The sequence below is a fragment of the Agrobacterium sp. 22117 genome, assembly GCF_052045735.1.
Classification (GTDB): domain Bacteria; phylum Pseudomonadota; class Alphaproteobacteria; order Rhizobiales; family Rhizobiaceae; genus Agrobacterium; species Agrobacterium cavarae.
Genome location: NZ_JBQEPP010000007.1, coordinates 46,840 through 73,683, shown reverse-complemented (window position 1 = coordinate 73,683; position 26,844 = coordinate 46,840). Strand labels below are relative to the sequence as shown.

Annotated in this window: 25 protein-coding genes and 1 pseudogene; 12 read left to right on the top strand and 14 right to left on the bottom strand. The window is 57.0% G+C overall.

The window, feature by feature from the left end:
- Positions 1-47: 47 nt before the first annotated feature.
- From purH to htpX, 4 genes are all read right to left on the bottom strand, one after another.
- Entirely contained in the window at positions 48-1,664 is a 1,617-nt protein-coding gene (gene purH, locus ACTJKV_RS19530; protein ID WP_274103538.1) for a bifunctional phosphoribosylaminoimidazolecarboxamide formyltransferase/IMP cyclohydrolase, read from the bottom strand.
- Between the two features lie 134 nt (positions 1,665-1,798).
- The gene (locus ACTJKV_RS19525; RefSeq protein ID WP_440599357.1) at positions 1,799-3,478 is read right to left on the bottom strand and encodes a heparinase II/III family protein; all 1,680 of its coding nucleotides are present in this window, start codon (positions 3,476-3,478) and stop codon (positions 1,799-1,801) included.
- 294 nt (positions 3,479-3,772) lie between these two features.
- Positions 3,773-5,158 carry an RsmB/NOP family class I SAM-dependent RNA methyltransferase gene (locus ACTJKV_RS19520; RefSeq protein WP_274103539.1) on the bottom strand — a complete coding sequence of 462 codons (1,386 nt, stop codon included), beginning with the start codon at positions 5,156-5,158 and terminating at the stop codon, positions 3,773-3,775.
- Positions 5,155-6,114: a zinc metalloprotease HtpX gene (gene htpX, locus ACTJKV_RS19515; protein WP_274103540.1), complete on the bottom strand. Its 960-nt coding sequence runs from the start codon at positions 6,112-6,114 to the stop codon at positions 5,155-5,157. The genes ACTJKV_RS19520 and htpX overlap by 4 nt, the downstream gene beginning before the upstream one ends.
- A gap of 117 nt (positions 6,115-6,231) precedes the next feature.
- Here htpX and ACTJKV_RS19510 point away from each other — a divergent pair, with 117 nt between their 5' ends.
- Positions 6,232-6,432 carry a DUF1674 domain-containing protein gene (locus tag ACTJKV_RS19510; RefSeq protein ID WP_112519321.1) on the top strand — a complete coding sequence of 67 codons (201 nt, stop codon included), beginning with the start codon at positions 6,232-6,234 and terminating at the stop codon, positions 6,430-6,432.
- Positions 6,433-6,859: 427 nt separating this feature from the next.
- Here the strand turns inward: ACTJKV_RS19510 and ACTJKV_RS19505 are convergent, their stop codons facing one another.
- The 8 genes from ACTJKV_RS19505 to hemE form a co-directional block, all read right to left on the bottom strand.
- Positions 6,860-7,741: a ParB/RepB/Spo0J family partition protein gene (locus ACTJKV_RS19505; protein ID WP_062424700.1), complete on the bottom strand. Its 882-nt coding sequence runs from the start codon at positions 7,739-7,741 to the stop codon at positions 6,860-6,862.
- 37 nt (positions 7,742-7,778) lie between these two features.
- Positions 7,779-8,570 carry a ParA family protein gene (locus ACTJKV_RS19500; RefSeq protein WP_274103541.1) on the bottom strand — a complete coding sequence of 264 codons (792 nt, stop codon included), beginning with the start codon at positions 8,568-8,570 and terminating at the stop codon, positions 7,779-7,781.
- 24 nt (positions 8,571-8,594) lie between these two features.
- Positions 8,595-9,212 carry a 16S rRNA (guanine(527)-N(7))-methyltransferase RsmG gene (rsmG, locus tag ACTJKV_RS19495; RefSeq protein ID WP_274103542.1) on the bottom strand — a complete coding sequence of 206 codons (618 nt, stop codon included), beginning with the start codon at positions 9,210-9,212 and terminating at the stop codon, positions 8,595-8,597.
- Positions 9,213-9,223: 11 nt separating this feature from the next.
- Positions 9,224-11,101: a tRNA uridine-5-carboxymethylaminomethyl(34) synthesis enzyme MnmG gene (gene mnmG / locus ACTJKV_RS19490; RefSeq protein WP_440599356.1), complete on the bottom strand. Its 1,878-nt coding sequence runs from the start codon at positions 11,099-11,101 to the stop codon at positions 9,224-9,226.
- Between the two features lie 50 nt (positions 11,102-11,151).
- Complete coding sequence (mnmE, locus tag ACTJKV_RS19485; RefSeq protein ID WP_274103544.1) at positions 11,152-12,477, bottom strand: tRNA uridine-5-carboxymethylaminomethyl(34) synthesis GTPase MnmE; 1,326 nt, start codon at positions 12,475-12,477, stop codon at positions 11,152-11,154.
- A 267-nt stretch (positions 12,478-12,744) separates the two neighbouring features.
- Positions 12,745-14,010 (bottom strand): transcription termination factor Rho, encoded by a 1,266-nt coding sequence (rho, locus tag ACTJKV_RS19480; RefSeq protein WP_111848702.1) that lies wholly within the window; start codon positions 14,008-14,010, stop codon positions 12,745-12,747.
- Between the two features lie 184 nt (positions 14,011-14,194).
- Positions 14,195-14,740: a protoporphyrinogen oxidase HemJ gene (gene hemJ, locus ACTJKV_RS19475; protein ID WP_112359139.1), complete on the bottom strand. Its 546-nt coding sequence runs from the start codon at positions 14,738-14,740 to the stop codon at positions 14,195-14,197.
- The gene (gene hemE, locus ACTJKV_RS19470; RefSeq protein ID WP_440599355.1) at positions 14,737-15,771 is read right to left on the bottom strand and encodes a uroporphyrinogen decarboxylase; all 1,035 of its coding nucleotides are present in this window, start codon (positions 15,769-15,771) and stop codon (positions 14,737-14,739) included. The genes hemJ and hemE overlap by 4 nt, the downstream gene beginning before the upstream one ends.
- Positions 15,772-16,179: 408 nt before the next feature.
- Between hemE and ACTJKV_RS19465 the strand changes: the two genes are divergently transcribed.
- The 5 genes from ACTJKV_RS19465 (at position 16,180) to dnaQ (ending at position 19,944) form a co-directional block, all read left to right on the top strand.
- A complete protein-coding gene (locus ACTJKV_RS19465) occupies positions 16,180-17,001 on the top strand; it encodes a pyruvate, water dikinase regulatory protein (protein WP_062424692.1) in 822 nt (273 codons plus the stop codon).
- Positions 17,002-17,136: 135 nt separating this feature from the next.
- Positions 17,137-17,736 (top strand): Maf-like protein, encoded by a 600-nt coding sequence (locus ACTJKV_RS19460; RefSeq protein ID WP_440599354.1) that lies wholly within the window; start codon positions 17,137-17,139, stop codon positions 17,734-17,736.
- Complete coding sequence (locus ACTJKV_RS19455; RefSeq protein WP_440599353.1) at positions 17,729-18,589, top strand: shikimate dehydrogenase; 861 nt, start codon at positions 17,729-17,731, stop codon at positions 18,587-18,589. Before ACTJKV_RS19460 ends, ACTJKV_RS19455 begins: the two co-directional genes overlap by 8 nt.
- Entirely contained in the window at positions 18,586-19,176 is a 591-nt protein-coding gene (gene coaE / locus ACTJKV_RS19450; RefSeq protein ID WP_440599352.1) for a dephospho-CoA kinase, read from the top strand. Before ACTJKV_RS19455 ends, coaE begins: the two co-directional genes overlap by 4 nt.
- A 63-nt stretch (positions 19,177-19,239) precedes the next feature.
- Complete coding sequence (gene dnaQ / locus ACTJKV_RS19445) at positions 19,240-19,944, top strand: DNA polymerase III subunit epsilon (protein WP_062424688.1); 705 nt, start codon at positions 19,240-19,242, stop codon at positions 19,942-19,944.
- 82 nt (positions 19,945-20,026) lie between these two features.
- Here the strand turns inward: dnaQ and secB are convergent, their stop codons facing one another.
- Positions 20,027-20,509, bottom strand: coding sequence for a protein-export chaperone SecB (secB, locus tag ACTJKV_RS19440; protein WP_062424798.1), 483 nt, complete (start codon positions 20,507-20,509; stop codon positions 20,027-20,029).
- Positions 20,510-20,593: 84 nt separating this feature from the next.
- Positions 20,594-21,103 carry an FxsA family protein gene (locus ACTJKV_RS19435; RefSeq protein ID WP_062424687.1) on the bottom strand — a complete coding sequence of 170 codons (510 nt, stop codon included), beginning with the start codon at positions 21,101-21,103 and terminating at the stop codon, positions 20,594-20,596.
- 141 nt (positions 21,104-21,244) lie between these two features.
- Between ACTJKV_RS19435 and ACTJKV_RS19430 the strand changes: the two genes are divergently transcribed.
- From ACTJKV_RS19430 to ACTJKV_RS19405, 6 genes and pseudogenes are all read left to right on the top strand, one after another.
- Positions 21,245-21,937 (top strand): Tim44/TimA family putative adaptor protein, encoded by a 693-nt coding sequence (locus ACTJKV_RS19430; protein ID WP_062424686.1) that lies wholly within the window; start codon positions 21,245-21,247, stop codon positions 21,935-21,937.
- Positions 21,934-23,049, top strand: coding sequence for a murein transglycosylase A (gene mltA, locus ACTJKV_RS19425; protein WP_440599351.1), 1,116 nt, complete (start codon positions 21,934-21,936; stop codon positions 23,047-23,049). Before ACTJKV_RS19430 ends, mltA begins: the two co-directional genes overlap by 4 nt.
- On the top strand, positions 23,049-23,624 hold the full coding sequence (locus tag ACTJKV_RS19420) for a Smr/MutS family protein (RefSeq protein WP_440599385.1): 576 nt from the start codon (positions 23,049-23,051) through the stop codon (positions 23,622-23,624). The genes mltA and ACTJKV_RS19420 overlap by 1 nt, the downstream gene beginning before the upstream one ends.
- Positions 23,621-23,986 carry a helix-turn-helix domain-containing protein gene (locus tag ACTJKV_RS19415; protein WP_062424683.1) on the top strand — a complete coding sequence of 122 codons (366 nt, stop codon included), beginning with the start codon at positions 23,621-23,623 and terminating at the stop codon, positions 23,984-23,986. The genes ACTJKV_RS19420 and ACTJKV_RS19415 overlap by 4 nt, the downstream gene beginning before the upstream one ends.
- Positions 23,987-24,146: 160 nt before the next feature.
- Positions 24,147-26,582 carry a DNA topoisomerase (ATP-hydrolyzing) subunit B gene (gyrB, locus tag ACTJKV_RS19410; RefSeq protein ID WP_440599350.1) on the top strand — a complete coding sequence of 812 codons (2,436 nt, stop codon included), beginning with the start codon at positions 24,147-24,149 and terminating at the stop codon, positions 26,580-26,582.
- A 215-nt stretch (positions 26,583-26,797) separates the two neighbouring features.
- A pseudogene (locus ACTJKV_RS19405) lies at positions 26,798-26,836 on the top strand (hypothetical protein).
- Positions 26,837-26,844: the final 8 nt, after the last annotated feature.

Sequence of the window (26,844 nt, the reverse complement as noted above, 5' to 3'; positions counted from 1 at the left end):
GGCCCGGGGATCGCTCTCCGGGCCTTCTGCTTTTTTCGCGATATTTTTTAGTGGCGGAAGTGGCGCATGCCGGTGAAGACCATCGTCACATTATGGGCATCGGCTGCGTCGATTACTTCTTGGTCGCGCATGGAGCCACCAGGCTGGATAACAGCCGTTGCACCAGCGGCAATAGCGGCCAGAAGGCCATCGGCAAAGGGATAAAAGGCTTCCGACGCAACGGCCGAGCCCTTGGTGAGAGGCTCTACTACGCCCATGGCCTTGGCAGCATCTTCTGCCTTCTGCGCAGCGATGCGAGCGGAGTCCACGCGGCTCATCTGACCAGCGCCGATACCGGCCGTCTGTCCGTCCTTGGCATAGATCACGGCATTCGACTTCACGTGCTTGGCAATCTTGAAGGCAAACTTCATGTCTTCGAGTTCCTGCGCCGTCGGTGCACGCTTGGTGACGACCTTCAGATCGAGGTCTTCCACCATGCCATTGTCACGGCTCTGGACCAGTAGGCCACCCGACACCGTCTTGGCAGTGATGCCAGCCGCGCGTGGGTCAGGCAGACCACCGGCGGAGAGAAGACGGAGGTTGGGCTTGCGCGCAACGATCGCCTTTGCCTCTTCCGTAACGTCCGGCGCGATGATGACTTCGGTGAAAAGCTGGATGATCTCTTCTGCCGTTTCCGCGTCCAGCGTCTGGTTCAGGGCGATGACACCGCCAAAGGCAGAGACGGGATCGCAGGCAAGGGCGCGCTTGTAAGCCTCCAGCAATGTGGCACCCGTTGCGACACCGCACGGGTTGGCATGCTTGATGATGGCAACGGCCGGCGCATTCTCAGGCAGGAACTCGGCGACCAGTTCATAGGCCGCATCCGTGTCGTTGATGTTGTTGTAGGAAAGCTGCTTGCCCTGCAGCAGCGTGGCTGTCGCAACGCCCGGGCGCTTCTCGCCTGTCAGATAGAAGCCAGCGCTCTGGTGCGGGTTTTCGCCATAGCGCATCTTTTCCTTCAGCGTGCCGCCGATGGCGCGGTAATGCGGCGTCTCTATTGCGAGAGCTTCTGCGAACCAGTTGGAGATGACGGCGTCGTAGGCCGCGGTACGTGCATAGGCCTTCGCGGCAAAGCGCTGGCGCAGAGCGTAGGATGTCTGTCCGTCATCGGCCTGCAACGCTTCCAGCAGTTCCGGGTAGTCAGTCGGATCGGTGACCACGGTCACATAGGCATGGTTCTTGGCCGAAGCGCGGATCATCGCCGGACCGCCAATATCGATGTTCTCAACCGTCGTCGGATAGTCACCGCCCTTGGCGCGAACCTCTTCGAACGGGTAAAGATTGATGACCGAAAGATCGATGGCTTCGATGCCGTGAGCGCGCATCGCCTCTTGGTGTTCGGCATCGTCACGAATGGCAAGAAGCCCGCCATGAACATTGGGGTGCAGGGTTTTAACCCGGCCATCCATGATTTCCGGAAACTTGGTGATGTCGGAGACGTCCGTCACCGGAAGTCCCGCGTCGGCAATCGCCTTCGATGTGCCGCCGGTCGACAGAAGTTTTACGCCGAGCTTCACCAGCGCACCCGCAAGCTCGATAATGTCAGTCTTGTCGGAGACGGACAGAAGCGCGGTGCGGATACGAACTTTGTCGGGTGCAGGGATTTTCTTGGAAACGACGGCCATCGTGGTAACTCCGTAAACGGTGGAGGATGAGCCGGAGAAAGCGCACCCCGGCGGTTGTCGCCGCGTTAGCACAGCTTGGCAGATTAATAAACAGAGCGTGCCGCTTTATCGGCAGCACAACCTTCAAAGAGCGATCAGCTTCTCTGTTCGAGAAGCCAGCGGATTTCCGTGGTTGCCGGAAGCTCAAAGGCGACTTCGATCTGCAGCGACGGCCGGATGCCGGATACATCTGCCATGAACACGTCTTCGGCAATCGTGACTTGGCGTGCGGGCGCTGAAAAGGCCCAAGCGGTGCCATCCGGTGCCTGCATAAGCACCGTTTCCTCGTCTTCCTGCGACAGCTCGATCAACGGATGAACATGAAAACGGCAAACGGCCTCGGCTGGCTCCGGTTGACGCTTCTCATCGACCTTGATCCAGTCTCGGCCCCTGATCTTGGTTCCCGCTTCGTTCAACTCCAACTCGCGCTGGTGCACGTAACCGAGGCTTCCATAACCATCATGAGAAGCGGTCAGGATATCCGCGCGCTTCTCATCAATCCGGCGGTCTACCTCCGTCTCGCTGATGCCGGAGACGATAACGGGGCCGAGGAAACGGGAATGCGAAATCCGGGCCGATGAGCGATCGGCGATGGTGAGCGTGGAATGGGCGGCGGTGGTGCGGCTTACCCGCTTGAAGGCGGCTGAGGCATATTGCGGAAAGCCGGAATTGACGATGAAGCGGTAACGGCCCGAAGAGAGCTCAAAGGACAAGCAGCCACAATGGGCGCTGCGCGACAATTCGATGGAGGCAGGCTTGCCCGTATCGACGATGAGGATCGTATCGCCGACGGCGAGCCGATGATAGGAAATATCAGGGAGCGAGCGCGACGGACGTCCGGACGTCTCATCATAGCGCAGAACGGATGCAAGCTCGTTGGCAAGCGTTGCCGTGGTGCCGTTGAACAAGGCCAGATCGCCATCCTGGTGACGGAAGAAGCGGATCGCAGGGAACATGCGGTCGATGGCAGGCACAAGCCCCGCCGGCACGTCATGACCGAGATTGATGTAACTTTGACGAAGCGGCAGGAGATCCAGCAACAGCTCCAGCATGACGCGCGGATTGCGCGAGACATGCCCACCATCGGGCAGGATTTGCCGCTCCATCTCCTGGTCGAGCTTTCTTCCCTGCCGGGCGATCTTTGACGCGCTGTTCGGCATGGAGATGGACGCCATGGCAAGCGCGATACGGACTTTCAGACGAACTTCACCATCCGGCACATATTTGGCAATGAGACCGAGATAGCCGACATGCAGGCCGATGCATCTTAGAAAACGCCGGTAGAAATTGGCATCCGCCTTCTGCAGGATGACCGGCGAGTGGGATAGCCAGGAGGTTAATCTCTGTGCTGAAAGTTCAGGTGACCATGCTGTGCCACGGATCGTTCGCCCATGCAGGCTCATCCATTCGGCAACATGCAGGCGGGCGCGGTTTCCAGCCTCTTCCGATCTGCTGGCGCGGACATGGCGCAGCCAGCCGAATGCATGCAGCCGCTCTTCAAATGCAGAAGAGGGTGGGTCCAGCAAAAAGGGGGAAACGCCCCCGGTTTCCAAGATCTTTCCCGCCAGGAACAGCCGCCCCTGCACAAGCTCCTGCGCGACATAAGGATCGACCGCGCGCAGATCCGTTGGCGCTGCCACAAGCGCGCTTGGAGCTCTGCTGGAGAGCCGCCACAATTGTAGTCGCAAGGGTGCGACCGCAATCATGACGTGGCGCTTGACCGTGCGGAGGAAGTAACCCGCAAGGCTGACGCGATTGTTCAGGGAGCTCGCCAAACGTCTGTAATCCTGCCTCGCGGAGTTAGCTTTAGGGACGACGCATATAAAGCGTTATTGAAGAAGAGCGATAAAATTTCACAAAAAACTTCATATTTTGTAAACGAATGGAGCTCGAAGCGCAGATCGCACGCCCATTCCTTCATCAGGAGGCTGGAAAAAACATCAGAGGGGGCTGATGAGACGCTTCGAAAGCCCGTCGCGATCTTTCAGACTCGCTCTTGGGCTTTAGGGCCTTGTCGCCTGTCGTTATAGCCAGACCTCCGCGCACTTTGCGCGACATGCGTTAGTGCCTCAGGCGGGCGAACGTTTACGCAGAACCGTCGCGTAGAAGCCATCAACACCGCCGAACATGTCAGGCGTCGTGCGCAGATCGCCGTTGGCGTTGATGGCAATCTCCATACCCGGCAGATCTTTCGCGTCGACGGGAACACGTTCGAGGTTGCTGTCGGATGCCAAGACACGCGCCACCATCTCCTCTCCCTCTGAAGGATCGAGGGAGCAGTTGGAGAAGACGATCATCCCGCCATCTTTGACGAGGGTCAGCGCCTGACGCAGCATCTGCTCTTGGAGAGTGGCCAGTTTGGCGATGTCCTTCTCGTCCTTCGTCCAGCTGACATCGGGATGCTTGCGCATCGTGCCGGTGGAGGAACACGGCGCATCGAGAAGGACGGTATCGAACAGTTCGTCCGGTTGATATTTGAGCATGTTGGCTTCGATCGTTTCGGCTTCGAATCCAAGTCGCTCGAGGTTTGAGCGCAGTCGCTTCAGGCGGTTGCTGGACTGATCGAGTGCCGTCACCTTGGCGCCAGCCAAGACAAGCTGGGCGGTCTTGCCGCCGGGTGCCGCGCAGAGATCGGCAACGCGCTTACCCTTCAAATCTCCCATAAGGCGCACGGGCATGCTGGCCGAAAAGTCCTGAACCCACCATTCCCCTTCGGCGAAACCGGGAAGCGCTGAAACCTGTCCTTCGAAAGAACCCAGACGCACACTGCCATTGGGCAACACGGTTCCATTCAGTTCCTTGGCCCAATGGTCCGGATCAGACTTCACCGTCACGTCGATCGATGAGGGAAGAAGCTGCGAGGCGGCGATGCGCGAGGCGGCCTCCTCACCGTAGGATTTCACCAGCCTGTTGTAGAACCAGTCCGGAAGAACCGGCACGGCCTCGATAGCAGCCGTGACCGCACCCTTTTCGCGACCGAGCCGGCGCAAGACAGCATTCACCAACTTGACGAAGCGCTTGTTGCGTGGATCGCGGTGCGCCTGTTCCACGGCCAGATCGACGGCGGAGTGATCAGGGACGTCAAGATAGAGCATCTGCGCGACCGCAACGACCAGAACATGATGCAGGGATCGCGCGCCTTGTGGCAGCGGTCCGTCCAACATCATCGAGATGGCGGTTTCAATCCTTGGCAGGTGACGGAGCGCACTGTTGACGATGGCTCGCACCAGTGCCCGATCGGCGAGATTGAGAGAACGATAGGCCGGGTTTCCGTGCTCGGCATCCATCATTCCATCGAGTGACGTCTTCTTGTCGATAACGGCGGAGATGATCTTAGCCGCCGCCATGCGGGCGGAAAGGCCCGGTTTCCATTCCCCGCCTGGCCCGCCAGCATCCGAAGACGCTGGCTTTGTCTTTTTGAATTTTGGCCGGGCAGGGGCGTTGGGTGATGTCAAGACCAGGGACCTTTGTGAGACGTGTCAGTGCCACGCCCGGGACCAGTCGTCGGGACAGAGCGTGATTTGCGCACGGCCTTAGCACTTGTTGGCTCATACGTCGATGGTTGGCCGAAGCCTTGCGACATCTCATGAAGCGCCGCGATACGGTTTTCCGTATTGGGGTGCGTGGAGAACAGATTGTCCATCCGCTCCCCAGACAAGGGATTGATGATGAACATGTGCGCCGTCGCCGGATTGCGCTCTGCATCATTGTTATGGATGTGCTGAGCAGCACCGGCAATCTTCTGCAGGGCGGAGGCAAGCCACAGCGGATTGTCGCAGATCTCCGCGCCACGACGGTCGGCAGAGTATTCTCGCGTGCGGCTGATCGCCATTTGCACCAGCATGGCGGCGAGAGGCGCAACGATCATCGCAAGCAGAACGCCGATGAAGCCGAGCGGATGGTTGTTCTCCCGATTGCCGCCGAAGAAGAAGGCAAAGTTGCCCAGCATGGAGATGGCACCGGCAAGCGTTGCGGTGATCGTCATCGTCAACGTATCGCGGTTCTGGATATGCGCCAGCTCATGCGCCATGACGCCGGCGACTTCCTGCGGCGTCAGCATTTCCATAAGCCCGGTGGACGCAGCCACCGCTGCATTCTCCGGATTGCGACCCGTCGCAAATGCATTCGGCTGGGGGTTGTCATAGACATAGACCCTCGGCATTGGCAGTCCGGCATTCTGGGACAAATCCCGGATCATGTGAAAGAGCTCCGGCGCATTGCGCTCATCCACTTCCTGGGCGCGATAGGCGGAGAGCACCATCTTGTCAGAGTTCCAATAGGAGAACAGGTTCATCCCCGCCGCAATCACCAGGGCGATCATCATGCCGCCCTTGCCGCCGATCAAAAATCCGACGCCCATGAACAGGGCCGTCATGAAGGCCAATAGCATGGCCGTACGCATCAGATTCATCCAGCATCTCCGTCAAAAGCGATGAAAAGACCCGCAAAGACTTATCAAAGCGGACAGTTTTCTATAATCTGGTTATGAGGAATTGCTTTTCAATATGCCGTGACGAGGGTGCAGCCCATGCAGAACGCCGATAACGATAATGCGAACACGAACAGCAAAGTCCTCTCGCCTGCAGCCCAACGCGCATTGAAGGAAGCGGAAGAACGGCGCCGCAACGCAGAGCAGCTCAAGCTTCCACCTGAGACCGGTGGCCGCGGCGGCGCCGAACCGGTCCGCTTTGGCGATTACGAGATCAATGGCCGCGCGATCGATTTCTGAGACGTTGTTTTCGAAAGAGCCGCCTCTCGTCAGATACCGCCGTAACAGCAGACACGGCATAGCATTCGTTGACCGATACGGATGTGCGATATCGAAGCGTAGCCTGCGCTACACTGTTTCAGGCTAATGCGTCGCCCTTTCTTTGGGCACAGGGCCCCTTGCATTCGCTGTTTGGAAACGCACAAGAGAGGGCCCGACGCATATCGCTGTACGAGGGAGTTCCTCGAGCCAAGGCGTTTAAGCCGAGTCATATCGGTTCAATGGGACCGGGGAGGACCGGCATTGACGCTCATCACTGGCCTGGAGGTAGGATCTGGCGTGCTGATACACTCAGCCACCCCTCATTGGCGTATAAGTAAGTCGCCCAATGAAGGCGACCTATAGAAAAATAATAAATATCAATAGCTTAGGGAGTAGCGCTACGTCGTTAACCACGCTGCTCCAGAAGACGGCAAACGGCTTCGAGCTGCTCAAGCGTCTTGTAGTTGATCCGCACCTGTCCACCATTGCCCTTGTGGCTGATCGCTACGTCGAGGCCAAGGGCGTCCGACAGCGTCCGCTCCAGCGCGACCGTGTCGGAATCTTTCTCCGGCTTGCGCGCATGCACGGGATCGAGCTGGGATCGGATATCATTCTGGGCAATGCGCTCGGCATCGCGCACCGAAAGGCCTTTTGACACGATCGTCTTTGCCAGCGTTGTCGGATCAGACGTGGATACGAGAGCCCTTGCGTGGCCGGCCGAAAGAGAGCCTTCCGACAGCATGTCGCGGACAGGATCAGGCAGCTTTAACAGGCGCAGGCTGTTGGCTACATGGCTACGGCTTTTGCCGATAATCTCGCCAAGATCGTTTTGCGTATAACCATGCTCGGCAATCAGCTGCTCATAGCCCAGCGCTTCTTCGAGTGGATTGAGATCGGAACGCTGAACGTTCTCGACAATCGCGAGTTCGAGCGCAGTGCGATCATCGACATCACGGACGATAACCGGAACTTCGGTAAAGCCGGCGAGCTGCGCTGCGCGCCAACGACGTTCGCCGGCAATAATTTCAAAGCGGTTCTGCTCGACTGTGCGCACCACGACAGGCTGCACGATCCCGTGCTGCCGAATGGAGGCTGCGAGATCCTGGAGTTCGCTTTCATCAAAATGACGACGCGGATTGCGTGGGCTGCGAGCGATAAACTCGATCGGCACCGTTCGGTCGGCACTGATTGCCCGCTGAGGCTCGCCCACAGGCAAGGGCTGATCCATCTCGCCGATCAAGGCTGCAAGACCGCGACCAAGGCGGCGCTTGGAGAGATCATCACTCATACTATACTCCATATCAATCTTGCAGTTCAGTAGCGCCTCAGGCAGCCCTGCGCAGCCGTTCTCTCTGAATAACCTCTGAGGCGAGCTGCAAATAGGCCTGGCTGCCGGCGCACTTCAAATCATACAGGATGGCTGGCTTACCATAGGATGGCGCTTCCGACACACGAACATTTCGCGGAATGAGCGTATGGTAAACCTTGTCACCGAGATGAGTGCGAACGTCGTTGACGACCTGCTGCGCAAGATTGTTGCGCGCATCGAACATCGTCAGCACGATACCTTGGATATCGAGACCAGGGTTCACAGTACCGCGAATCTGGTTGACCGTGTCGAGCAGCTGGCTAAGGCCTTCGAGTGCAAAAAACTCGCATTGCAGCGGCACTAGCACCGAATGGGCGGTCGCCATGGCGTTCATAGTCAGCAGATTGAAAGACGGGGGGCAGTCCAGCAAAATGTAGGAATAAGCCATCGCGTCCGGGCTACGCAACGCATTACGAAGCAGGAAAACGCGGTTCGCCGCATTCGCAACTTCCATTTCGAAGCCAAGAAGATCCATCGTCGACGGAATAATATCGAGGTTTGGAACGGCGGTTCGCACGGCCACTTCAGCGACGCTGTTTGCACCGACGAGCAGGTCGTAGGACGATAGCTTTCTCTCTCTGCGATCAATACCAAGACCGGTGCTGGCATTGCCCTGCGGATCGAGATCCACCACCAGAACACGCTCGCCAATGGCGGCAAGTGCGGTTGCCAGATTGATCGCGGTGGTGGTCTTACCCACACCACCCTTCTGGTTTGCTATCGTAATGATCCGGTTCTTATCAGACATGGTGAAGCACCTGGCTTTCAAAAATCAGCGCTTTGTCGACAAGTTGTGAATCTCGAGAACGACCGAGTCTTCATCGACTGCACTTCGATGTTTTAGCAGATCAAACGACCATCGACCACGGGCTTTCGTCACCTCGGCCTCATAATCCCGGCCTTTATTGAGATAGGCTTTTAGAAGATCGTTTTTCTGAGCCCAAGGATGGATATAAGAAAGGAGAAGGTCCAAGTCTGCGAGAGCGCGTGCCGATACGGCATCACATAGACCAATGTCCTCCGGTGCTGATTCAATCCGGAGGGGGTGAACTGTCCCGCGAGCACCCGTTTCAGACAAAGCGACACGCAGAAAGGCAGCCTTCTTGTGATTGCTTTCGACAAGATGCACCCAGCCATCTTGATGCTCCGCAAGAAAAATTGCGGTGATCACACCTGGAAATCCACCGCCGCTGCCAAGATCGACCCAGGTTTGAGGCTTAGGCGCCAATTGGAAGATTTGGGCACTATCAGCAACGTGCCGAGACCACAGGTCTTTCAACGTTGAAGGAGCAACGAGATTAGTCGTCGCGTTCCACTTCTTGAAAAGCTCAACGAAATGTTCGAGCCGCTCCTGTGTTTCACGTGAAACACTTTGGCCGTTTAACGTCATAATGGGACTCGTCAGGGATGTATGCGGGTTTTCTCTGTTCGCGTATAAGTCCCTTTTTTCACCAAAGCAAGGATCAGTGAGATCGCCGCAGGCGTCATTCCATCGACTCGCCCGGCCTGGGCGATGTTGATTGGCTTCGCTGCGAGAAGCTTCTGCTTCAGTTCGTTGGAAAGGCCGGACAAGCTGCCGAAATCGAAATCTTCTGGTATCTGTCGGTCTTCGTCGCGCTTGATGTCGATAATATCAGCGCTTTGGCGCTGCATATAAACCGCGTAACTTGCCTCAATCTCCAGAACTTCGGCAACGCGCGGAGCAAGTTCACCCAGAACTGGCCAAATTGGTTTCAAGGCTTCAAGCGACATGTCGGGGTACGCAAGCAACTCGTAAGCACTGCGACGCTGGCCATCCTGATTGAGCTTAAGCCCTTGCTTTGCTGCTTGAGTTGGGGTGATCGCAAGGTCCTTAAGCAACGACCTGCCATGATCGAGCGCATCGAGATACTCAGAGAACTTCCTCCCGCGCTCCGATCCGACGATCCCCGTTTTCAGCCCGAGAGGCGTCAATCTGAGATCGGCATTATCGACACGCAGCGAGAGTCGATACTCAGCGCGCGAGGTGAACATGCGGTAGGGCTCGGTCACGCCCTTGGACGTCAGGTCATCGATCATGACCCCGATATAGGAATCGGTCCGACTAAAAATATGCGCATTGACTCCAGCAGCCAGGCGCGCCGCGTTAAGACCGGCAACTAGCCCCTGAGCGCCGGCTTCCTCGTAGCCTGTCGTTCCGTTGATCTGACCGGCTAGAAACAGGCCAGGAATCTTCCGGCACTCGAGAGAGGGCTTGAGTTCTCTTGGGTCGACATAATCATATTCTATCGCGTAGCCAGGCTGGAGAATATTTACGGTCTCAAGCCCCGGAATGGAATGAATGAAAGCCTCCTGCACATGCGCCGGCAGCGACGTGGATATGCCATTCGGGTAGACGGTGTGATCGTCAATACCTTCCGGCTCCAAGAAGATTTGATGTCCATCGCGCTCTCCGAAGCGAACGATCTTATCCTCAATCGACGGACAATATCGCGGACCCACACCCTCGATCTGACCGGAATACATAGCTGAGAGGTGAATATTATCATGAATGATCTTATGGCTCTCAGGCGTCGTGCGCGTTACGCCACAATCAATCTGAGGATTGGTGATGCGATCCGTCATGAACGAAAAGGGGACGGGATCCTCGTCCGGACCTTGCTTGTCCAGGCCAGCCCAATCGATCGTTCGACCGTCGAGCCGGGCAGGGGTACCCGTCTTGAGCCGTCCGAGCGTAAGACCCGCGCGTAGAAGGGTTTCAGAAAGTCCCATCGAGGGGTTTTCACCAACACGGCCCGCTGGAATCTTTTCGGAACCGATATGAATGAGACCGCGAAGGAATGTACCGGTTGTAAGGACGACGGCACGGCAAGCGACATGACGACCGTCTGCTAGAACAACCGCTGTGATCTCACCATTTATGATATCGATATCGAAAGCGTCTCCCTCGATAATGTCGAGGTTTACGATGTCGGAAATTTCTCTTTGCATCGCTTCGCGGTAAAGGCGGCGATCGGCTTGCGTTCTTGGCCCACGGACAGCAGGCCCTTTCTTGCGGTTCAGCATCCGGAACTGGATGCCGCCAGCGTCGGCCACGCGGCCCATCAGACCATCAAGTGCGTCGATCTCTCGCACGAGATGGCCTTTGCCCAACCCGCCGATTGCAGGATTACAGGACATGACGCCGATCGTCTCACGCTTATGGGTAAGGAGCGCGGTGCGTGCGCCGTAACGCGCAGCTGACGCCGCTGCTTCGCTGCCTGCATGGCCACCACCGATGACAACGACATCATAAACCATCGAACTTCCAGCCTTGAACCGAGTGTGTCACACCCATTGTTTCACGTGAATCATTTACCGATGCAAAATTCGGAAAATATGACGCCAAGCAAATCTTCGACGTCAACCCTGCCGGTGATCCGTCCTAGCGACGTAGCGGCAAGACGAAGATATTCGGAACGGATCGCCAATTCCATACCTTCTGATTTCAGCGCTTCCCTAACATACTCCAGCGTCTCTTCAAGTCGTTTTTTGTGTCGCGAGCGTGCGGGTATGAGGGTGGTAGCGGCTCCAACTCGCTGCTTGATCCGGTCGCTGATGGCGGCCTTTAGCGACTCCAGGCCGTAGCCCGTCTTTGCAGAGATGAGAATCCCGTCTTCTATGTTGGCCGATTGCGGAAGAAGGTCCGCCTTCGTGATCACCGAAATTGCCTCGAAGTTATTCTGTATCTCCAATTGTTGCGGGGGCGAATCGATATCGTGGAGGTGTAGAACCAAATCAACGGACTGCGCCGTCATCTGTGCCCGTCGAATACCTTCCCTCTCGACCACATCCGTCGCATCACGCAGCCCCGCCGTGTCAAAGAGCGTCACAAGATACCCATTGATATCGAGATCAACGCTGAGAACGTCTCGTGTGGTACCCGCGACATCGGTGACAATCGCCACATCACGCCCGCTCAGCGCATTCATCAGACTGGACTTGCCGACATTCGGCGCACCCACCAAGGCAACTTTAAAACCATCTCGGATGATTTCAGAGCCTGATCCATGCGCCAAGTGGCTTGCGAGGTCTTTCTCGAGCTCCCCAACCTTAGCCCACACCTGAACGGCTACCGAATCCGGCACATCGTCCTCATCGGCGAAATCGAGTTCCGCTTCGATCAATGCCCGGCAGCGGGTGAGCTGCGACGCCCAGCCGTCATAGAGGCCGGAGAGATGACCGCTGCTCTGCTCCACGGCCAAGCGCCGCTGCATTTCTGTCTCAGCCTGCAAAAGGTCCGCAAGGCCTTCAGCTTCCACGAGATCCATCTTGCCATTGTCGAATGCCCGGCGGGAGAATTCTCCTGCTTCTGCCTGACGCACACCCTGCCGTTGGTCAAGGAGATTGAAGATCGCCGACACCACCGCTCGACTTCCATGGACCTGGAGTTCGACGCAATCTTCGCCCGTGAAAGAGTTCGGCGCTGGAAATTGGAGCACGAGGGCCTGATCAATGATGTCGCTGTTTCGGTCACGAATCGTTTTGAGAGCTGCGTTACGGGGTGCTGGAACGTGATCGCCTATGAGACTTCGAAGCGCCTCAATCGCGTTGGGTCCGCTGATCCGGATAACGGCGACGCCGGCCGGTAGAGAGCCACTGGAGAGGGCATAGATCGTATCGCTGGACTGCGGCATGAAACTTTTCCAAAGCTCGTCATGCGACCTGTTTAGCGGTTTTAAGGACGCACGCTACAAACGAAGGGCTGAAGCGAGGCGGCAATCGAGGTGATCGAACCCGCTCTAATGAAAATGGCCGCGCTCTGTTTAAGGAGCGCAGCCGAAGGTCGAAAGCATGGTCCGCAGAAAACTGTGCAGCGGTTTTCCGATAACGCAAGAACCTGACGCGTATGAGCGGATTGGAAACCTTGTAAAATGCTTCAAGTCGGAATCCGGCTAAACGGATTATGTATTCATCGACTCGAAGAAGTCGCCATTGGTCTTCGTCTGCTTGAGCTTGTCAATGAGGAACTCGATGGCATCGGTGGTTCCCATCGGTGCCAGGATGCGTCGCAGCACGAAAATCTTCTGGAGATCCTGACGCGGAACCAGCAAGTCTTCCTTACGCGTACCAGACTTGAGGATATCCATGGCAGGGAAGATGCGCTTATCGGCAACCTTGCGGTCAAGCACAATTTCCGAGTTACCGGTGCCCTTGAACTCTTCGAAGATGACTTCATCCATGCGGCTGCCGGTATCGATCAGAGCCGTTGCGATGATCGTCAGCGAACCACCTTCTTCGATGTTACGGGCGGCACCGAAGAAGCGCTTGGGGCGCTGCAGAGCGTTGGCGTCGACACCACCGGTCAAAACCTTACCGGAGGAGGGGACGACCGTGTTGTAGGCGCGGCCAAGGCGCGTAATCGAGTCGAGCAGAATGACGACGTCACGACCATGCTCGACCAGGCGCTTGGCCTTTTCGATGACCATTTCGGCCACCTGAACGTGGCGAACTGCCGGCTCGTCGAAGGTCGAGGACACGACTTCGCCCTTCACCGAGCGCTGCATGTCGGTCACTTCTTCTGGACGCTCATCGATCAGGAGAACGATGAGGTAGCATTCCGGATGGTTCGCCGTGATCGAATGAGCAATGTTCTGCAGAAGAACTGTCTTACCGGTTCTCGGCGGCGCAACGATCAATCCGCGCTGGCCCTTGCCGAGCGGAGCGACGAGATCGATGACGCGCGCGGAGAGGTCCTTCGATGTTGGAACATCAAGTTCCATCTTGAAGCGCTCATTCGGATAGAGCGGCGTCAGGTTATCGAAGTGAACCTTATGTCGGATCTTTTCAGGATCGTCGAAATTGATCGTGTTGACCTTCAGCAGAGCGAAATAGCGCTCGCCTTCCTTCGGTCCGCGAATGGGCCCCTCGACCGTGTCGCCAGTCTTCAGCGAGAAACGGCGGATCTGGGAGGGTGAGATGTAGATATCATCCGGGCCTGGCAGGTAGTTTGCGTTTGCAGAGCGCAGAAAACCGAAGCCATCCTGAAGAACTTCGACAACGCCTTCCCCGATGATCTCGACATCCTGGCTTGCCAGCATCTTGAGAATAGCGAACATGAGCTCCTGCTTACGCATGGTGCTCGCATTTTCAACTTCCAAGGATTCGGCAAACGTCAGCAAATCGGTCGGAGATTTGCTTTTGAGTTCCTGTAGCTTCATTTCAGCCATGAAGAGAAAGACCGTCTTTAACAATATGTGGGGGAGTGGCGTGTTCGCGAATCAGCTTCTGAGGTGCAACCGCAGCCATCTGAATAATTCACATGCCGAGAGATGAGTGGGCTGAAAATAGCGTTTCATGCCCGCCGCCGCAAGAGCAAAGCACCAATTCCGGGAAATTTATCGTGATCATAAGTTATCCGAACGGTTTCACAACCACAAGTATGACTATTACGATCATCAATACCGTGGGCACCTCATTCATCAACCGCCAGTGACGGGCAGGGCGCCTGTTCTCGTCGCGACCGAAGGCTCTTGCGCTGCGGCTGAAATAGACATGGGTCACAGTCAGCGCAATGACCAGCGCGATCTTGGCATGCAGCCAGCCGCCACTGAAACCGTAAACGGACCAGGCAAGGTAAAGCCCCAGCACCCAAGTGATCATCATTGCCGGGTTCATGATCAAGCGTATGAGCCGCTGCTCCATGACCTTGAAGGTTTCCGACTGTACGGAGCCGACCGGCGCATCCGTGTGGTAGATGAACAGCCGCGGCAGATAGAGCAGACCCGCCATCCAGGAAATGACCGCGATGATGTGCAGCGCCTTGATCCAGAGATAGGCATCCGCAGGATCGACGTGCAGGACCAGCGCGATGAAGCCGACGAAGACGGCGAGCGCCACGCCTGCGCGAAGATAGGTCTTGCGGCCGGCTGTGGTTGACGTCTGCCTCTCTTCGCTCATCTTGCGGCTCCATGGGAACGCACATGCGCCACCAGCCGTGTGACATTCTCAGGATCGGCCTGTGGCGTGATGCCGTGGCCGAGATTGAAAATCAAAGGGCCGTTCCCGAGCGCCTGCAGGATCGCATCGATGCCGTCTTCCAGGGGTTTGCCGCCGGCAATCATCAGCATCGGATCGAGATTACCCTGGACCGGGCCTTCCTTCTGCAAATCGCGGGCAAAGGAGAGCGGCACGCTCCAGTCGAGACCGATCGCATCGGCACCGGTCTTCTGACGGTAATCCTTCAGCAAAATGCCAGCGCCCTTGGCAAACGCGATGATCCGGGCATCAGGACGGCGCGCCCGCACGGACTGGATGATGCGGGCGACGGGCTTCACCGCGTATTCTTCAAACTCTTTCTCGCCTAGAACCCCAGCCCAGGAATCGAAAATCTGCACAGCGTTCGCGCCGGCATTCAGCTGCGCAACGAGATAATCCGCAGAGACCTCCGCCAGGAAGGATAGGAGCTTTTCCATCGCCTGCGGATGCTGGTAGCCGAAGAGGCGCGCAGGGGCCTGGTCCGGGGTGCCGTGGCCAGCAATCATGTAGGTTGCAACCGTCCACGGCGCACCACAGAAACCGAGAAGCGTCGTCTGTTGCGGCAATTCGGCGCGAAGCTTCCTCACGGTTTGGAACACAGGCTCGAGATGAGCGATGACATTCGACGGATCAAGTGCGTCAATCTCGGAAGCATTGATCGGGTCCATCTGCGGTCCCTTGCCTTCGGAGAAGAAGACATTCCGTTTCAAAGCATCCGGGATCACCAGGATATCGGAAAAGAGGATCGCGGCATCCAGACCAAAACGACGGATTGGCTGAAGTGTGACTTCGGTTGCAAGATCCGGATTGTAACAGAGATCCAAGAAACTTCCTGCGACCTTGCGCGTTTCTCTGTACTCCGGGAGGTATCGACCAGCCTGTCTCATAAGCCAAATCGGAGGAGGGTTCAACGTCTCGCCGTTCAAAACCCTCATGACACTGCGGTCGATCATCTCGCCCAACTTTCTAAAAATAAAAACAAAGAGATTTAAAAGATTTTCTATTTCTTAGAGTCGGTGAGTAGCAAGGATTAAAAACTCTTAAGCTGATATGCCGCAGCTCACCCATCACCTCATCCGATGTGGATAAAACGGAACGCTTTTTCGCACTAATTTTGGAAAAGTCGATTTATCGAAATAGTTTCAATAGCTTGAATGTCGCCATTGGAGTGCCGATCCTGTGGATAAGGCAGGAATGAAGCAAGAGCAATTTTCCCTTCTCCCAGCAATTCACAGAGGCCCTTCAGCTTGCTACACAAAACCGGCAAGTGTGGATAAGTCGGCAGTTTTCCGCCAGGCCGGGCTCGCCGCCAACGCCGTCCCGGATCTGTCCAGCTTTATCAACAGGGAGAAGAAAACAGCGTGGAGAATAAAAAAAACTTCTTCCATCTGCACCTGATATCGGACTCAACCGGAGAGACTCTGATGTCGGCCGGTCGGGCTGTCTCGGCACAGTTTCATGCCTCCATGCCGATCGAGCATGTTTATCCGATGATCCGCAATCAAAAGCAGTTGCAGGCCGTCGTGGAGGAGATCGATCGCCAGCCGGGAATCGTGCTCTACACCATCGTCGATCAGCAGCTTTCCTCGTTTCTCGAAATCCAGTGCCACGCGCTTGGCGTCCCGTGCGTCAACGTGCTTGAGCCGATCATCGGCATCTTTCAGACCTATCTCGGCGCCACCTCGCGGCGAAGGGTCGGGGCGCAGCATGCCTTGAATGCCGATTATTTTGCGCGCATCGAGGCTTTGAACTTCGCCATGGACCATGATGATGGTCAGATGCCGGAACATTATGACGAAGCAGATATCGTCATCATCGGCATCAGCCGAACGTCCAAGACACCAACGAGCATCTATCTGGCGAACCGCGGCATCAAGACCGCCAATATTCCCGTTGTTCCGAACGTGCCTTTGCCCGATAGCATCTATAAGGCCACGAAGCCTTTGATCGTCGGGCTGGTGGCGACGTCCGATCGGATATCGCAGATCCGTGAAAACCGAGAGCTCGGCGCGACAGGTGGTTTCGACAGGGGACAATATATCGACCGAGCGACGATCATGGAGGAGCTGAAATATGCGCGCGCGCTCTGTGCCCGCAACAACTGGCCCCTCATCGACGTGACGCGGCGCTCGATCGAAGAGACGGCGGCAGCGATCCTTGCTCTGCGCCAAAAGACACGATAGCTCGCGGAGCGTCGATTTGGGCGCTGCAAGGACGCGTCTCACATTTTGAATCCAAGCATCGTGCTTTTCCGAAAATCGATTCCGATTTCCGAGCCGATGCTGTAATCCGATTCTCGATATTCATCGGAGACAGCCATGACATCCGAACTGATCCTTGCCTCAGCCAGCGCCTCGCGCCAGATGCTGATGCGCAATGCCGGTCTAATTTTTTCCAGCATTCCTGCAGAGATTGATGAGCGCGCCATTGATGCCAGATTGGAAGCGGAAGGTGCCACGCCTGAGACAATCGCGCTGGAATTGGCAAAAGCCAAAGCGATCGCTGTGAGCCGCTTACACCCGGACGCTTTCGTGATCGGCTCCGATCAAACGATGTCGCTTGGTGCCAGGATCTACCACAAGGCCAAAGACATGGCCGAAGCGCATTCCAATCTTCTTTCGCTGTCTGGAAAGACGCACAGACTGAACTGCGGAATTGCAATCGCAAAAGACGATGAGGTTTTGTGGTCTGCCGTCAGTATCGCGAAGATGACGGTGCGCGATCTTTCCGCTGATTACGTGTCGCGCTACTTGGAGAAGGTAGGCTCGCAGGTGCTTTCCAGCGTCGGCGCCTACCAGCTAGAGGGGGAGGGAATCCAGCTATTTAATTCCATAGAAGGCGACTACTTCACGGTGCTGGGACTGCCGCTCCTTCCGCTGCTGGCGCAATTGAGGGAGCTGAAACTGATCGATGGCTGATTCACGTGAAACATTGACCAAAAAAGCGTTCGTGACCGGTTTCCCGGTCAAGCATTCGCGCTCACCCCTGATCCATAACTTCTGGATCAAGCTATTTCAGATCGATGGGCTCTATGAGGCAGTAGAGCAATCGCCCCAGAATTTTCCGTCCTTTCTGGAATCGTTGAAGCGGTCGGACAGGACCTATGTGGGGGGCAACGTCACCATTCCTCACAAGGAATCCGCCTACCGACTGGCCGACAGGCCGGATGAACTCGCCGATGAGTTAGGCGCTGCCAACACGATTTGGGTCGAGGAGGGACTGATCCATGCGACCAACACCGATGGCTTTGGTTTTGTGTCCAACCTTGACGATCGGCATAGGGGCTGGGACACCACGGACAAGGCCGTGGTTCTCGGGGCAGGCGGCGCGAGCCGCGCCGTAATCCAGGCCCTTCGCAATCGAGGAATCGCCGAAATCCATGTTGTCAATCGCACTGTTGAACGAGCGCAAGAGCTTGCTTACCGATTTGGGCAAACTGTCCACCCGCACTCCATGGATGCGCTTTTTGAAGTCTCGAATGGCTGCGGACTTTTCGTCAACACCACGTCGCTTGGCATGGATGGCACAGAGGCGCCCTTCATTGACTTTTCACCTCTCAACGCCAACGCCGTTGTCACGGACATCGTCTATGTGCCACTCAAAACGCCAATCCTGGAGATGGCAGAACAGCAGGGTTTTGCGACGGTCGATGGTCTGGGCATGTTGCTTCACCAGGCACGTCCGGGTTTTGAAAAGTGGTTTGGTAGAAAGCCAGGCGTGACCGAAGACCTCCGCTCGTTGATTATTACCGATATGGAACGCTACGCATGATCGTCATCGGTCTCACCGGATCTATCGGGATGGGAAAGACCACCACTGCAAAACTCTTTGCGGAGGAGGGCGTGCCGGTCTGCGATTCCGACGCGGTGGTGCACGATCTTTATCAAAACGAAGCGGTCGGTCCGATCGCCAATATTTTTCCGGACGCGGTCAAGGACGGTACTGTTGACCGCGATCGCCTCAGTACGATCCTGCGCGAGAATCCGGCTCAGTTTCCTGCGTTGGAGAACATCGTCCATCCACTGGTGCGCGCAAAGCAAGACGCTTTCGTAGAAGCGCAAAGGGGGAACGGCGAGAGATTTGCGCTTCTCGATATTCCTCTGCTTTTCGAGACGAAAGCGGAGGCCCGCGTCGATGCCGTCGTGGTCGTCAGTTGCGCGGCAGAGATCCAGCGGCAACGGGTTTTATCTCGCCCGGGTATGACGGAAGAGAAATTCCAGATGATCCTTGCACGGCAGATGCCCGATGGGGAAAAGCGCAAGAAAGCCGATTTCCTCATTGATAACGGGCGTGGTATCGAAGACGCACGAACCCAGGTTCGCGCTGTGCTTGACGCGCTGCAAAAACGAACAAGCTGATAAAGCCGAAGACACCTCAGTGCTTGGACGCTTTCACATTCAGATCAGAAGGGTAGCATTTCGATGCGCGAAATCATTTTCGATACGGAAACCACAGGTCTGGAATCCAAGTTCGACCGCATCATCGAAATTGGTGGCATCGAACTGATGAATCATTTCCCGACCGGGAGAAGCATTCACATCTACATCAACCCGGAAGATCGCAAGGTGCATCCGGACGCGCTTGCAGTGCATGGCATCACCGATGAGTTTCTGCAGGACAAGCCGAAATTTGCAGAGGTGGTCGACGAAATCCGCGCATTCTTCGAAGGCGCCCGCTGGGTGGCGCACAACGCGACCTTCGACATGGGCTTCATCAATGCGGAATTTGCGCGCCTCGGAATCGAGTCTGTATCGCCGGAATGGGTAACGGATACGCTGGCGCTAGCGCGACGGAAGCATCCGATGGGTCCCAATTCTCTCGACGCGCTTTGCCGCCGCTACGGTGTCGACAATTCCCGCCGCGACAAGCACGGAGCGCTCCTCGACTCCGAACTTCTGGCGGAAGTCTATATCGAAATGATCGGCGGCCGTCAGACGGCGCTCGGTTTCGGCTCCGCCTCGAAGACGCAGGCCTCGATGCAGGTGGACGATCAGCCCATGGCGCCGATGCAGCGCGAGCGATCCTTGCCGCCGCGGCTGGATGTCCAGGCCTTGGCCGCGCATGAAAAGCTTGTCCAGTCGATGGGCGACAAGGCGATCTGGAACAAGTATCGGCAGTCGCAGTGACATCGTCGCGCGCCGTTTCTCAAGACAATAAAAAACCCGGGTCTGCTGAACCCGGGTTTTTTATTGGCTGGCTACGATCCGATCAGTTCGGAACGGCTTGAACCTGAGAGCGGGCCTGTTCTTCGGCAACGCGCTGCGTGAACATCTGCGCGAAATCGATCGGGTCGATCATCAGCGGAGGGAAGCCGCCATTGCGGGTTACGTCGGCAATGATCTGGCGCGCGAAGGGGAAGAGAAGGCGTGGGCACTCGATGAAGAGAACCGGCAGCATGTGTTCCTGCGGGAAGCCGGTGATACGGAAAACGCCGCCATAGGTCAGTTCGGCAACGAAAAGAACCTTATCGCCGTCCTTGGCTTCTGCATTCAGCGTCAGCACCACGTCGAAATCGGAACCGGAAATCGGGTTCGCATTGACGTTGACGTTGATGTTGATAGCAGGCGCGCCATCACGAGCCTGAAGCGAACGCGGTGCACCCGGATTTTCGAACGAAAGATCCTTTGTGTACTGGGTCAGAATATTGAGAGACGGCGCTGCGCCGTTCTGTGCACCATTTTCAGTGGTCATGATATGCCTCGCAAAGTGAATGCCGTGAAAGCCGTCTATCATCTGGGCCGGAGGCTTACAACCCTCAGGACCCGGCTTGCCGGCTTAGGGTCTTGGTAGATCGCGGTCGTTGCGATCCGGCGACCAGGGGGAGTTGTTTGGCCCGTCGCGGTGAAAATCCTCTTCGTCGAGATCGACGACCTTGGATGATGCCGGACCGCGCGGATTGCTGCGAAAGCCGGTGCTGGCAAAATCCGCAACAATAATGTTCGGTTTGAAGACCTTCCAGAAGAAACTGCGCACCGTCGGCACGAGCAGCAGGAGCCCGATAATGTCGGTGATGAAGCCAGGAACGAAAAGCAGGATGCCTGCAATGACGCGCATGCCGCCATTGACAAGGGCCTCGGCTGGCTGCTCACCCGTGCGGCCGGCATTTTGCAGATTGCGCACCATGCCAAGGCCGCCATTGCGCAGAATGATCAGGCCCAGCATCGAGGTCAGGATGATCAGCGCAAGGGTTGGCCACAGGCCGATTGCCTTTCCGACCACGATGAAGCCAGCAATTTCCAGAATCGGCATCAGAAGGACGATGACCGGCAGCAGTGAGAAACGCATTTTATCAAGCCTTGCGTGTTATATCGTTGGCAGAAAACCAATCTTAGGGAACCGCCGATTGAATCTGCTTATTTGAAGATTGATCGGATGCAGACTATATGATGGTTCAACATTGGATTTAAATGGTGGTTTCGGTAAAAGATGGGCTCAAGTGACTTCATAACATTGTTTTTCCTTGTGGCAGCGGTGCTGATCTTTCTCCAACTGCGCAGTGTCCTCGGCCGCCGCACCGGCAACGAAAAGCCGCCTTTCGATCCGTTTAGCGCCCGTGAGGCCGCGAAAGTGCCGGTTGACGATAACAAGGTCGTTACCTTGCCGAAGCGCGGCGAGACCGACGAAAATCGCTTTGCTGCGGTGGACGCGGTTGCAGCACCGGGCACGGCGCTGAATGACTCGCTTCGCCAGCTTGTCGAAACCGACCCATCCTTCCAGCCGAAGGAATTCCTCAACGGCGCCCGGATGGCTTACGAGATGATCGTCATGGCTTTTGCCGATGGCGACCGGGATACCTTGAAGAACCTTCTCTCCAAGGACGTCTATGACGGTTTTGACGCTGCGATTACCGAGCGTGAAAAGCGCGGCGAAGTGGTGAAATCCACCTTTGTCGGCATCGAGAGAATCGAGATGACCCAGGCAGCGGTGCGTGACTCGGAAGAGCAGATCACGCTTCGCATCATCAGCCAGTTGATTTCCGCAACCTATGACAAGGATGGCAAACTGGTGGATGGCGACGCCGAAAACGTCTCGGAGGTCGATGACATCTGGACCTTCTCCCGCGATATCCGCTCGCGCGATCCGAACTGGAAGCTGATCGCAACCGAATCCGAAGCATGACCACGGGCGCTGATTTTCACCTGAAACAGGTGTCGTATAATGAACTGGAGGGCTGGGGGCAGGATGACCCTTCAGCCCTTTTTGCAGCAATGGGCGATATTGCGGCCCATCTCAACAAGGGCAAACCCTATCGCACCGCAAGCCTCGGCCTCACCGCGGAGGACCTGTCGGCGCTGCTGGAAAAGGCGAAGGGCGTAACGGTCAGCGAGCCGGAGCAAGCGAGGCGCTTTTTCGAGAAAAATTGCGTCCCCTTCAGAATTACGTTGCCGGATGACAAGCGCGGCTTCGTCACGGCTTTTTACGAGCCTGAACTTGAGGTCTCCGCTACTCGCGATGACGTCTGGAAATACCCGATCTACAATCGGCCGGACGACCTGATCGATCTCGACGACGACAATCGCCCATCACACATCGATCCTTACTACGCGTTTGCGTTGGAAAAGGACGGCCAGATCTCCGAATATCCGGATCGCCGCGCTATCGATCAGGGCTATCTCGAGGGACGAGGTCTCGAAATTGCTTACGCAAAATCCAAGGTCGATCTGTTCTTTGTTCATGTCCAAGGTGCCGCAAGGCTGCGCTTTACCGATGGGTCGTTAAAGCGCATCACCTATTCCGCCAAGGCGGGACATCGCTTCTCCCCGATTGGACGCCTGTTGCTGGATCGCGGGGAGCTCGATCCGGCTACCATCTCGATGCAGACCATTCGCCAATGGCTTCAGGATCATCCCGACCAGGTGGACGAGGTGCTCTGGCACAACCGCTCCTACATTTTCTTCCGCGAGGCAGCGGTGGAGGGGCTGGATCTTGGTCCGATCGCCGCGGCCAAGGTGCCATTGGTGGCAGGACGATCTCTGGCCGTCGATCGGCTGATCCATACCTTCGGCTTTCCCTTTTTCATTCAGTCGCAGAGCCTCACCCATCTCGATGACGGAAAACCCTTTGCACGCTTGATGTTGGCGCTGGATACGGGCTCTGCGATCGTCGGACCGGCGCGCGGCGACATCTTCACCGGCTCAGGCGACGAGGCAGGCGAACTTGCAGGCACCGTGCGCAACCCGGCGGATTTCACTATACTCATTCCGAAAGAGGCTGCGGAAAGGTATTCGTGATGAAGGGTGGGCGCAAACTCGGCAAGGAGGAGCGTGTTCTCTGGGGAAAGGTCGCCCGGACGGCGCGACCCATTTCCGGCCGTATGGAAGAATTGCTGACCTTAGAGGATGTCGAAGGGGAGCCGGTTGCGCTGCCTCCCGTTCCCGCCGCCAAGCCCATACCACCATTTCCGCAAATGATCGTCGAGCCGGTGCCCGATCTTTCCGCGCCCACTGCGAAAAAAGACAGGGTTCATCACCCGTTGGAAAAACCGGTCAAGCGTAAGCTGACCCGCGGTCGCCTGGCCCTGGAGGCACGGATCGATCTTCACGGCATGTTCCAGAGCGAAGCGCATGCCGTCTTGCTGGACTTTCTCGTTCGGGCCCATGAGCGGGGCCTGCGCCATGTTCTGGTGATCACCGGCAAGGGTCGATCCATGGGGAGTGACGGTGCATTGAAGCGTGCGGTGCCGATGTGGTTCTCGAAGCCTGAATACCGCCACCTCATCTCCTCCTATGAAGATGCGTCCATGAACCATGGCGGGGACGGCGCGCTCTACGTGCGGCTGTCGCGCAGACGCGGAGACAAGACGTGACACCTTTTGCCGAGGCGGTCCGGCGGCTGCGAGAGCAGAAGGGTGTGACCCAGAAGGAGATGGCACGCGCAATCGGCGTTTCGCCTGCCTATCTCTCTGCCCTGGAACACGGGAAGAGGGGCACGCCCAGCTTCGATCTGTTGCAGCGGATTTCCGGCTACTTCAATATCATCTGGGATGATGCCGACGAATTGTTCCGCCTGGCCGGTACGTCCGCACCGCGCGTCATCATCGATACTGTTGGTCTTCCCCCGGAATATACGGCTTTTGCCAACACTCTTGCGCGCGATATTCGCAAGCTGGCTCCGACTGTGATAGACGAATTGTCAGCCGTGCTGCAAAAAGGCCGTTCTTGTGACTGAAAGTCGCGCTATCCCCTGCTTTATCGAGGGTTTGAGGGGCGCAGACTTTGGATATCGGGGCGGAATTCCTATAGTCGGTCAACCGGATTGAAAGTGATTCGCTGCGATTGCGCGCCCGAAAAGAGGTACGCTTTGGCAGCGCCCATTGGAAAGAATGCTTATGACTGAAACACCGTCGAGCGAAACCAGCGTGAATACGGAATATGGAGCCGATTCGATCAAGGTTCTCAAGGGCCTTGATGCTGTGCGCAAACGCCCCGGCATGTATATCGGGGATACTGACGACGGATCCGGCCTTCACCACATGGTCTACGAAGTGGTCGACAACGCCATCGACGAAGCTTTGGCGGGTCATGCCGATCTCGTCACCGTCACCTTGAACGCCGATGGCTCCGTCACTGTCACGGATAATGGCCGCGGCATCCCGACCGACATTCATACCGGCGAAGGCGTCTCCGCTGCCGAAGTGATCATGACGCAGCTCCATGCTGGCGGTAAGTTCGACCAGAATTCCTACAAGGTGTCCGGCGGTCTGCACGGTGTCGGCGTCTCGGTCGTCAACGCTCTGTCCGTCTGGCTGAAGCTTCGCATCCGCCGCAACGGCAGGGTGCATGAAATCACATTCACCCATGGCGTTGCGGATAAGCCGCTGGAAGTGATCGGCGAGTATGAAGGCCGCTCCGGCACGGAAGTCACCTTCCTGGCAAGCACCGACACCTTCACCATGACTGAGTATAACTACGCCACGCTCGAACATCGCCTGCGCGAACTCGCCTTCCTCAATTCCGGCGTTCGCATTCTGCTCACCGACAAGCGCCACTCCGACATCAAGCAGGAAGAGATGGTCTATGATGGCGGTCTTGAAGCGTTCGTCCGCTATCTCGACCGCGCCAAGAAGCCGCTGGTGGATAAGCCTGTCGCCATTCGCGGCGAGAAGGACGGCATCACGGTGGAAGTCGCCATGTGGTGGAACGACAGCTACCACGAAAACGTGCTCTGCTTTACCAACAACATTCCTCAGCGCGATGGCGGCACGCATATGGCGGGCTTCCGTGGCGCGCTGACGCGTCAGGTCACTTCCTATGCTGACAGCTCCGGCATCACCAAAAGGGAAAAGGTCTCGCTGCAGGGCGAAGACTGCCGCGAGGGCCTGACCGCCGTTCTGTCGGTCAAGGTGCCGGACCCGAAGTTCTCCTCGCAGACCAAGGACAAGCTTGTTTCGTCGGAAGTGCGCCCGGTCGTCGAAAACCTCGTCAATGAAGCGCTCAGCACCTGGTTTGAAGAGCATCCGACCGAAGCGAAGATCCTTGTCGGCAAGGTGGTGGAAGCCGCCGTTGCCCGCGAGGCCGCTCGTAAGGCACGTGAACTGACACGCCGCAAGGGTGCACTCGATATTGCCTCGCTGCCCGGCAAGCTTGCGGATTGCTCCGAGCGCGATCCGGCAAAATCCGAGCTCTTCCTCGTCGAGGGTGACTCCGCTGGTGGTTCTGCCAAACAGGGCCGCTCGCGTGAAACGCAGGCCATCCTGCCGCTGCGTGGCAAGATCCTCAACGTGGAACGTGCGCGTTTCGACAAGATGCTCTCCAGCCAGGAAATCGGCACGCTGATCACAGCGCTGGGCACCTCGATCGGCAAGGACGAATTCAACGCGGACAAGCTGCGCTACCACAAGATCATCATCATGACCGATGCTGACGTGGACGGCGCCCATATTCGCACCCTGCTTCTGACCTTCTTCTTCCGCCAGATGCCGGAACTGATCGAGCGAGGTCATCTCTATATCGCCCAGCCGCCGCTCTATAAGGTGACGCGCGGCAAGTCGGTCCAGTATCTGAAGGACGAAAAGGCGCTGGAAGATTACCTCATTTCCATGGGTATCGAGGAAGCGTCGCTGACCCTTGGCTCGGGCGAAGTGCGCGTCGGCGAAGATTTGCGGGAAGTCATTGCGGACGCCGTTCGCATGCGCTCTCTGATCGACGGCCTGCACTCCCGTTACAATCGTTCGGTCGTGGAACAGGCGGCGATTGCCGGTGCGCTCAATCCGGAATTGTCAGCTGACGCGAGCCAGGCGGGAGCCACGGTCGCGGAAGTCTCCCGCCGTCTGGACATGATTGCAGAAGAAACCGAGCGTGGTTGGTCCGGCGAGGTCCTGGCCGACGGCGGCCTGCGTTTCCAGCGCATGGTTCGTGGCGTCAAGGAACTCTCCACAATCGACATGGGCCTTCTCGGTTCTGCAGATGCTCGCCATATCGATCAGTTGGCGGCCCGCAGCCGCGACGTTTATGCGACCGTCCCCGTTCTGCAACGCAAGGAAGGAAGTCTGCAAATCTCCGGCCCGCGCGCGCTCCTTGAGGCCATCTTTGCCGCAGGACGCAAGGGGCTGTCGATGCAGCGCTACAAGGGTCTCGGTGAAATGAACGCCGAGCAGCTGTGGGAAACGACGCTGGACGCCAATGTCCGCTCGCTGCTCCAGGTCAAGGTTCCTGATGCGACCGACGCAGACGGACTGTTCTCCCGATTGATGGGAGACGAAGTGGAGCCGCGACGCGATTTCATTCAGGAAAACGCGCTGAGCGTCGCGAACCTCGATATCTGATTTTGCTGTGGATCGTGTTGCTGCACGATTCACGTGAAACAGTTTGTTAAGAAACCCGGCTTTGATGCCGGGTTTTTTGTTACCATGGGAAAGCTAATTGACCGCACTTGCTAAAGCATCGGCCCCGAAAATAGGCCTCAATTTTCGGAAAGCACGATGCGTCGATCCAAAAGGGTGAAGCGCCGTGCGTCCCATCGAAAGCACGGCGCTTAGGTTTGAGAATGAAGCGGGAGCGCGCGGGAGAACCCGGCTAACCCCGCAC